Origin of the sequence: Streptomyces sp. NPDC006544 (assembly GCF_040611715.1) — a bacterium.
Lineage (GTDB): Bacteria > Actinomycetota > Actinomycetes > Streptomycetales > Streptomycetaceae > Streptomyces.
In genome coordinates, this window is the sequence record NZ_JBEXOV010000005.1 from 134,935 (window position 1) to 142,073 (window position 7,139).

Here is a 7,139-nt window from a genome sequence, read left to right on the forward strand (position 1 = left end):
CCGCGGAGACCGAGCGGGTGACGGAACCATGGAGGTCAGGCCCGTCTCGGGCCGTACGCCGCTTCTGCTGGGGGGAGTTGACGTCGTAGCGCTTCGTGGCCGGGAACCTAATCCTCCGGAAGGTCCGCCGTCAACAGGTCTGGACCATCAAGAAGTTGGCGGCCCCAATCGGAAGGTTTACTAACCATGAGGGTTGACAAGGGGACCGCTCCTTCGCCAGCCTGTGGCGGCAGGTGGCCACCCGCCCCGACCACCTCTCTCCCCCGACCGCGCGTGACCGTCCGTGACCGCCCTTAAATGGCTCGGGCCCCGTCCGTACCCCTGCGTAGGGTGGCCGGATGAGCGGAATAGAGATCGTGGCCGACCGGGACGAGTGGCGAGCCGGGTTCGAGGGGCGCGTACTGGCCGGATACCGGGCCGCGGGCTGCTCGGAGCCGTTGGCACGAGCCCTGTGGGAACGGGCCGCGAAGGGCATCGACGACTGGACGGTGGCCACGGACGGCACCGGCTGGATCGCCGTCGGGGTGATGGGGGACAACGGCGCGACCGTGGGCCGGATCCACGACCTGACGGTGCCGGACGGGCGCGCGTGGGCCGAGCGGTGGTGCGCCGAGCACGGCGCGCGGCAGGTGGAGGTCCGGATCACGGGGGGCGCGGCCGGGGTCTTCGCCGACTATCCGGTACGCGGACAGAACCGGATGCGCGTCGCCGTCGAGCAGCCGGAGCTGCCGCCGGGCCTGACGGTCCGCCGGCTCACCGAAGAGGAGTACCCGGGCTGGTACGCCGGCGAGGAGGCCGGGTACATCGCGGACATCGTCCGGGCCGGAGCCTGCACCCCGGAGCAGGCCAAGGAGAAGTCCGACCAGGACTTCGCCCGCCACCTGCCGCAGGGATTCCACACCCCGGGCCACGCCTTCTACGCGATGGAAGCCGAAGGCCAGGTGATCGGCACCGGCTGGGTGAACCACGGCTTCCTGCCCGGCGTGACCTTCGGCTTCTCCCTGGAGGTCTACGAGGAGCACCGCGGCAAGGGCTACGGCCGCGCCGCGATGGCCGTCGGCGAGTGGGCCACCCGGCAGGGCGGCGACGAGGCGATGATGTTCAACGTCTTCGGCGGCAACGAGGTCGCGATGAGCCTGTACGAGAGCACCGGCTTCGCCGTGCTGGACGAGTACCGCTCGATCGAACTCTGAGGCACGTGTCCCCCTCCGTTCGCGCTCGGCCCGGCGTACCGGAGCCGGGGGGTAGCCCTACCGGGGCAGGGCGGACAGCCGGATCGCCCGGGCCGCTCGCGTCCGGAAGTGTGGGGCCCGGAACACACCGCTGGATCCCCAACGATTCCACAGGAGTTGGCTCGTGCGTGAACAGGTGTCGCAGAGGTTTCGTACGTCCGGGCGGCCGGGGCGCGGTGGTTTGCGCAGGGCCCTGCCGGCCGCGGCGGTGGCCGCGCTGGCCGCGGGCGTCCTGACGGTGGGTGTGCCGGCGCCGTCCACCGCGTCCGCCGCCACCAGGCCGGACGCCGTCCAGCAGGGGCTGAACGCGCTGGTGCGCGCCGACGGACTGCCCGCCGCCCTGGCGAGCGTCAGGGACGGCGAGGGCCGCACCCGCACCTACACCGCGGGAGTGGGGAACGTGACCACCGGCGCGAAGGTGCCGACCGACGGCCAGGTCCGGATCGGCAGCACCACCAAGACGTTCACCGCGGTGGTCGTGCTGCAACTGGTGGGCGAAGGGAAGATCGGCCTCGATACCATGGTCGACACCTATCTGCCGGGCCTCGTGCGCGGGGAGGGCATCGACGGACGCCACATCACGGTCCGTCAACTGCTGCAGCACACCAGCGGACTTCCCGACTACGAGGAAGACGTGAACGACGACATCCTCGGACACCGCTACTTCGAACCCCGTGACCTCCTGGACATCGCCTTCCGGCACAAGGCCGTATTCGACCCCGGTAAGGACTGGGGATACAGCAACACGAACTACGTGGTGGCCGGCCTGATCGTCCAGAAGGTCACAGGCCGGCCCCTCGCCGAGGCGATCGACACGCGCGTCATCAAGGCCGCCGGGCTACGCCACACCTCCTTCCCCGCCCCCGGGGACATGAGCATCCGAGAGGCCCACCCCCGGGGCTACCTCAGGGAGGCGGCGGGCGCGCCCCTGCGCGACGTCACGGAGATCGACCCGTCGGTGGCCTGGGCGGCAGGCCAGATGATCTCCACCAACTCCGACCTCAACCGGTTCTTCACCGCGCTCCTGGGAGGCGGCCTCCTCCCGGACGCCCAGCTCGCCCAGATGCGGGCCACCGTCCCCATCGGGGACACCGGCGCCGGATACGGACTCGGGCTCATCAGCAGGCCCTTGTCGTGCGGCGGCGTGTACTGGGGCCACGGGGGTGACATACCGGGGTACGAGACCCGGGGCGGAGTCACCGAGAAGGGCCGCGCCGTCAGCGTCGCGGTGACCAGCGTCCCGACCGACGGGGCGGGCACGGAGCACCTCGAGAGCGTGGTGGACACGGCCCTGTGCCGCTGACGTCGACGACCCGCGGGGAGCGGCCCGGGACCCGCGGCCCGCGGGCCGGCCGAGGGTCCCGGCCGGCCCCGGGAGCGGGCTGGGGTTCTCGGCCGGCCCCGGGAGCCGGCTGAGCGTGTCGGCCGGCCCGGGGAACTCCGGGCCGCCCCGGCCTGCCCATGCCACATGTGTCCCCCGCACGCCCGAAGAACCCCAAGAACCCCTCCCCGTCCCCTCCGTGCGGCCAAAATCGTGCCCGAGGCGTACCGGCGCGCGGACAGCCCCGCAGGGGTGCCCGCGTACGGAAGGCCCGGTGGCCACCGACCCGGTGGCCGCCGCACGCTGCGTACGCACGGCCCCGCGCGACGGTGGGGGCCGCGAAGGGGAGGAACGATCACCATGAGCATGGACGCGACGATCAGACCCGGACGTTCACGCCGGGGCAGACTGGCCGGCCGGGTCACGACCTGGGCGGCGGCCACCGTGCTCGTCGCGGGCACCCTGGCCGCGGCGGCGGGCTCGGCGCAGGGAGCCGCGCCCGAGCACCCGACGGCGTACGTCACCAACAGCGACGACGGCAGCGTGTCGGCGATCGACACGGTCACCGGCGCGACGGTCGCCACCGTGCCCGTCGGCGACGGACCCACCAACGCCGCGACCACCCCGGACGGTTCCCGGGTCTACGTGTCCCACTCCGGCGCGGCCACGCTCACGGCGATCGACACGGCCACCAACACCGTGACGGCCACGTTCCCCTTCGGGCAGTTCCCGTCGCAGATCGCCTTCACCCCCGACGGGACGCGCGGCTACGTGGCCGACGGCGCCGCGCAGGCCGTGCACGTGCTCGACCCGGCCGCCCACACCCTCACCGCCAGCATCCCCGTCGCCGGGAACCCGGTGTACCTCGCCGTCAACGCCGCCGGCACCCGCGTCTACGTCACCCGCGCCGCGGACTCCCGGATCGACGTGATCGACACCGCGACCAACGCCGTCACGGCCAGCATTCCCGTCGCGGGCGATCCCCGCAGGATCGCGGTCAACCCCGCCGGCACCCGTCTCTACGTCACCGGGAACTCCAGCAACACGGTGTCCGTGATCGACACCGCCACGAACACGGTCGTCGGCACGATCGCCACCGGCGGCTTCTACCCCCAGGCCGTGGCCGTCTCCTCCGACGGCACCCGCGCCTACGTCGTCAACGTGGTCTCCGCCAACGTCTCCGTCGTCGACACCGGGACCAACGCCGTCGTGGCCGTCGTCCCCGTCGGCTCCGCGCCCGTCGACGCGGCCCTGACCCCCGACGGAAAACACCTCTACGTCGCCAACTACCGCAGCGACAGCCTGTCCGTGATCGACACGGCGAGCAATGCCGTCACCGGCACGATCGCCTCCGGCCACGCCCCGGTCTCCCTGACCGTCACCCCCGTCCCGCCGGCCGCCGATCTCGCCGTCGCCCTCACCGCCACGCCCGTACCCGGCCTGCTGAACGGGCACATCGACTACACGCTCACCGTCACCAACACCGGTCCCGCCACCGCGGTCTCGGGCACCGTCACCGCCCCGCTCACCGCCCCGATGAGTGCCACCAGCCCCCAGTGCGCCGTCGCGGCGGGAGCTGTCACCTGCACGGTGGCGAACCTCGCCCCGGGCGCGAGCACCACCCGCCGGTTCACCGTGCCCGTCGCGACGCTCAGCCTCGGCAGGGCCTACACCGTCACCGCCACCCGGACCGCGAGCAGCCCGACCGACCCGAACGCGGCCAACAACAGCGCCGCCCGTACCTGCACCGCGCTGACCTCGCTCCTCATCAACTGCTCCTGACCGCACGCCCGGACCGGCCGCACCGGGTACGGGGCGCCCCCGCACCCGCGCGGGACGCGGGATACCGGCCCCCTCCCGACGCGGGGTGGCCGGACCCCCTCCCCGGGCGAGCGGGGGCGGCGGCGGACCCGCCGGGCGTCACGGGCCGGGATCGAGGAGGTGCGGGCCGTTGTTGCGGACGCTGTTGACCGCGGTGGAGACGGCGGTCACCGCGAGGCGTCCGTCGGCGGGGGTGTGGAGGAGGCCGCGGAGGTCCGTGGTGTCCTGGTGGGAGGGGTCGAGCCAGGCTTCGTAGTCGTCCGGGTCGAGGGCCAGGGGCATCCGGGGATGGATCCGGCCGGCCGCGTCGGTCGCCTCGGTGGTGATGATCGTGGCCGTGGTGAGCCAGGCCGCGGGGTCGTCGTCGTCCGCGACGGCCGGGTCACGCCAGAACTCGTACAGACCGGCCATCGCCATCACGGTTCCGGTCTCGGGCCGGATGAAGTACGGCTGTTTGTAGGCCTTGGCCGACTCCGTGGCCGGTACGGCGACCCACTCGTAGAAGCCGTCGGCGGGCAGCAGGCAGCGGCGCTTGGCAAGCGCCCGCCGGTAGGCGGGTTTCTCGTGAACGGTCTCCACCCTCGCGTTGATCATCCGCGACCCCACGCCCGGATCCTTCGCCCAGGACGGCACCAGCCCCCATCGCACGGGGCGCAGGCGCCGCTGAACCTCTCCCGTGTCCCGGGCCGCGCGTTCCAGGACCGCCCACACCTCGTCGGTGGGCGCCACGTTCCAGGAAGGGCCGAGGGCCGGGTCCGGGCCGAGGCGGGCGCCGAAGAGGCCGGCGAGGTCTTCGGGCGCCCGCGAGGAGGCGTATCGGCCGCACATGCCCTCCACTGTCCCACCCTTCGGCCGTGGGGCAGGGCCGAACGCGCCGTTCCCCGGGCGCGGCCGTGGCGCGGGGCATGGTGGTGGCCATGGACGTGGACGCGGTGATCTTCGAGTTGTCGGGGCTCAGGCCGGTGGAGTTCACCGCGGCCCGCGACGCCTACGTGGCCCGGGCCCGGCGCGAGAAGGACAAGGCCGCGGCTGCCGCGGTCGGACGGCTGCGCCGACCGAGACTCGCGGTGTGGGCGGCGAACCTGGTGGCCCGGACCCGTCCCGATCAGGCCCAGGCGCTGCTGCGCCTCGGCGCGGGGCTGCGCCGTGCCCACCGGGAGCTCGACGGCGGGCAGCTGCGGACGCTGACGCACGAGCAGCACCAGGTGATCGGCGCGTTGGCCCGTGAGGCGGGTCAGCTGGCGGCCGATGCGGGCGAGCCGCTCGGAGCGGGCGTGCTCCGGGAGCTCGAGCAGCTCTTCCACGGGGTGCTGGCCGATGAGGGAGCGGCTCTGGAGTGGGCGGCCGGCCGCATGGTGACGGCGCCGGCGGCCGCGGTCGGCTTCGACGGGCTGGAACCGGACCCGGGCGCCGTACCCCCGCCACCCGCTCCGGGGCCCCGCGGTACGACCGCAGCCGCCCCCGCCGGGGCCGGGGACCATGACGGTCATGGTCATGGTCATGGTCACGGCGACGGCCACGGCCACGGCGACGGCCAGGACGGCGCGGGCGCCCGGCGGACGGCGGAGGGGCGGCGGGCCCGCCTGGCGGCGGCGCGGAAGGAGGCTGCGGAGGCCTCGGCAGCGCTGCGGCAGGCCGAGGAGGAGCAGGCCGAGGCGGAATCCGCCTGGGAACGGGCCGAAGGTGACCTGGCCGCGCTGCGCGAAGAACTCGCCGCCTTGCGGCAACGGGTGGACGGGGCCCAGCAGACGGCCCGGGAAGCGAAGCGCGTCCGCGGCCAGGCCGGGCGGGCGCGTGCCACGGCCTTGCGGGCGGGGGAGCGCGCGACCCGCCGACTGGAGGAGCTGGCCGGGGCCGAGGGCGCGGACAGGGACGGGGACGCGGACGGGGGGCGAGGGCGATGACAAGGACCGTCGCAGGGACGGACGCCCCGTGCCGCGACGGAGGTGGTCGCGGCACGGGGCGGCCCGGGTACGGCCAGGCCGGGGTACGGGTGGGCCGGAGTACGCTCCGGCCCACCCGGGGGCGCCGGGCGCTGCACCTCGCTAGGCGGCTCGTGGCCGGCTCGAGACCGTGACGTGCTCGACGCGCATCGGGTGGCCCGGTTCGGTGTCCGGGCCGGGACCCGCGCCGTCGGCGAGCGGGAGGCTGCCCCCGATGGCCACGTCGAGGATGAGGAACAGTCCGTGGTCCACCGCCCGCTTCCAGGTGTCCGGGTCCATCCGGGACGCTGCCACCTGGTGGTGCACGCGGCCGTCGAGGTACCAGCGCACCTCTTCCGCGCCGGGGGTGAGGTCGACCTCGACGGCGTACGAATGGAATCCGGACCGGCAGCCGTCGCACGGGCGCGGGCCCGAGGTCAGGCCCGTCGGCTCCTGGCACGGGCCGCCCTCGAGGATCCCGCAGTGCAGGGTCGCGAAGACGCCGTCGTGCCCGTTGACGGACTCCATGACGTCGATCTCACCGATGCCGGGCCAGCCCGTGTACCCGTCGCGCAGCGGCGCCCCGAGCGTCCAGAACGCCGGCCAGTAGCCCGCCGCCTTCGCGCCGGTCACATCGGGGAGGGCGATCGAGGCCTCGACGCGCAGGGTCCCGCCGGGGGGCGGTGCGAAGTCGGCGCGCCTGCTCTCGATGCGGCCCGAACTCCAGCGGCCGTCCGTGCGGGTGGGCACGATCTCCAGCACGCCCCGGCCGTCGAGGCGGACGTTGTCGGTCGAGTCGGTCATGCTCTCGACCTCCCCGGTGCCCCACTGGGGCGCGGGGCA

6 protein-coding genes are annotated in these 7,139 nt (G+C 74.0%); 4 read left to right on the forward strand and 2 right to left on the reverse strand.

Going from position 1 to position 7,139, the window contains the following annotated elements; translation table 11 throughout:
* Positions 1 to 338 precede the first annotated feature (338 nt).
* From ABZY44_RS04280 to ABZY44_RS04290, 3 genes are all read left to right on the forward strand, one after another.
* On the forward strand, positions 339 to 1,193 hold the full coding sequence (locus ABZY44_RS04280; RefSeq protein WP_356650047.1) for a GNAT family N-acetyltransferase: 855 nt from the start codon (positions 339 to 341) through the stop codon (positions 1,191 to 1,193).
* Positions 1,194 to 1,356: 163 nt separating this feature from the next.
* Positions 1,357 to 2,535: a serine hydrolase domain-containing protein gene (locus tag ABZY44_RS04285; protein ID WP_356650048.1), complete on the forward strand. Its 1,179-nt coding sequence runs from the start codon at positions 1,357 to 1,359 to the stop codon at positions 2,533 to 2,535.
* A gap of 378 nt (positions 2,536 to 2,913) precedes the next feature.
* Positions 2,914 to 4,335, forward strand: a complete 1,422-nt coding sequence (locus ABZY44_RS04290; protein WP_356650049.1) for a hypothetical protein — start codon at positions 2,914 to 2,916, stop codon at positions 4,333 to 4,335.
* Positions 4,336 to 4,473: 138 nt separating this feature from the next.
* Here ABZY44_RS04290 and ABZY44_RS04295 read toward each other — a convergent pair whose 3' ends face one another.
* On the reverse strand, positions 4,474 to 5,202 hold the full coding sequence (locus ABZY44_RS04295) for an SOS response-associated peptidase (protein WP_356650050.1): 729 nt from the start codon (positions 5,200 to 5,202) through the stop codon (positions 4,474 to 4,476).
* Positions 5,203 to 5,228: 26 nt separating this feature from the next.
* On the opposite strand from ABZY44_RS04295, the gene ABZY44_RS04300 reads away from it, so the two are divergent.
* Entirely contained in the window at positions 5,229 to 6,278 is a 1,050-nt protein-coding gene (locus tag ABZY44_RS04300) for a hypothetical protein (protein WP_356650051.1), read from the forward strand.
* Positions 6,279 to 6,419: 141 nt separating this feature from the next.
* Here ABZY44_RS04300 and ABZY44_RS04305 read toward each other — a convergent pair.
* Positions 6,420 to 7,139: glycoside hydrolase family 16 protein (locus ABZY44_RS04305; protein ID WP_356650052.1), on the reverse strand; the 720-nt coding region annotated here is incomplete at its 5' end.

Coding starts and splice junctions, on each gene's coding strand:
- ABZY44_RS04280 (WP_356650047.1), top strand. CDS start 339: ATGAGCGGAATAGAGATCGTGGCCGACCGGGACGAGTGGCGAGCCGGG.
- ABZY44_RS04290 (WP_356650049.1), top strand. CDS start 2,914: ATGAGCATGGACGCGACGATCAGACCCGGACGTTCACGCCGGGGCAGA.
- ABZY44_RS04295 (WP_356650050.1), bottom strand. CDS start 5,202: ATGTGCGGCCGATACGCCTCCTCGCGGGCGCCCGAAGACCTCGCCGGC.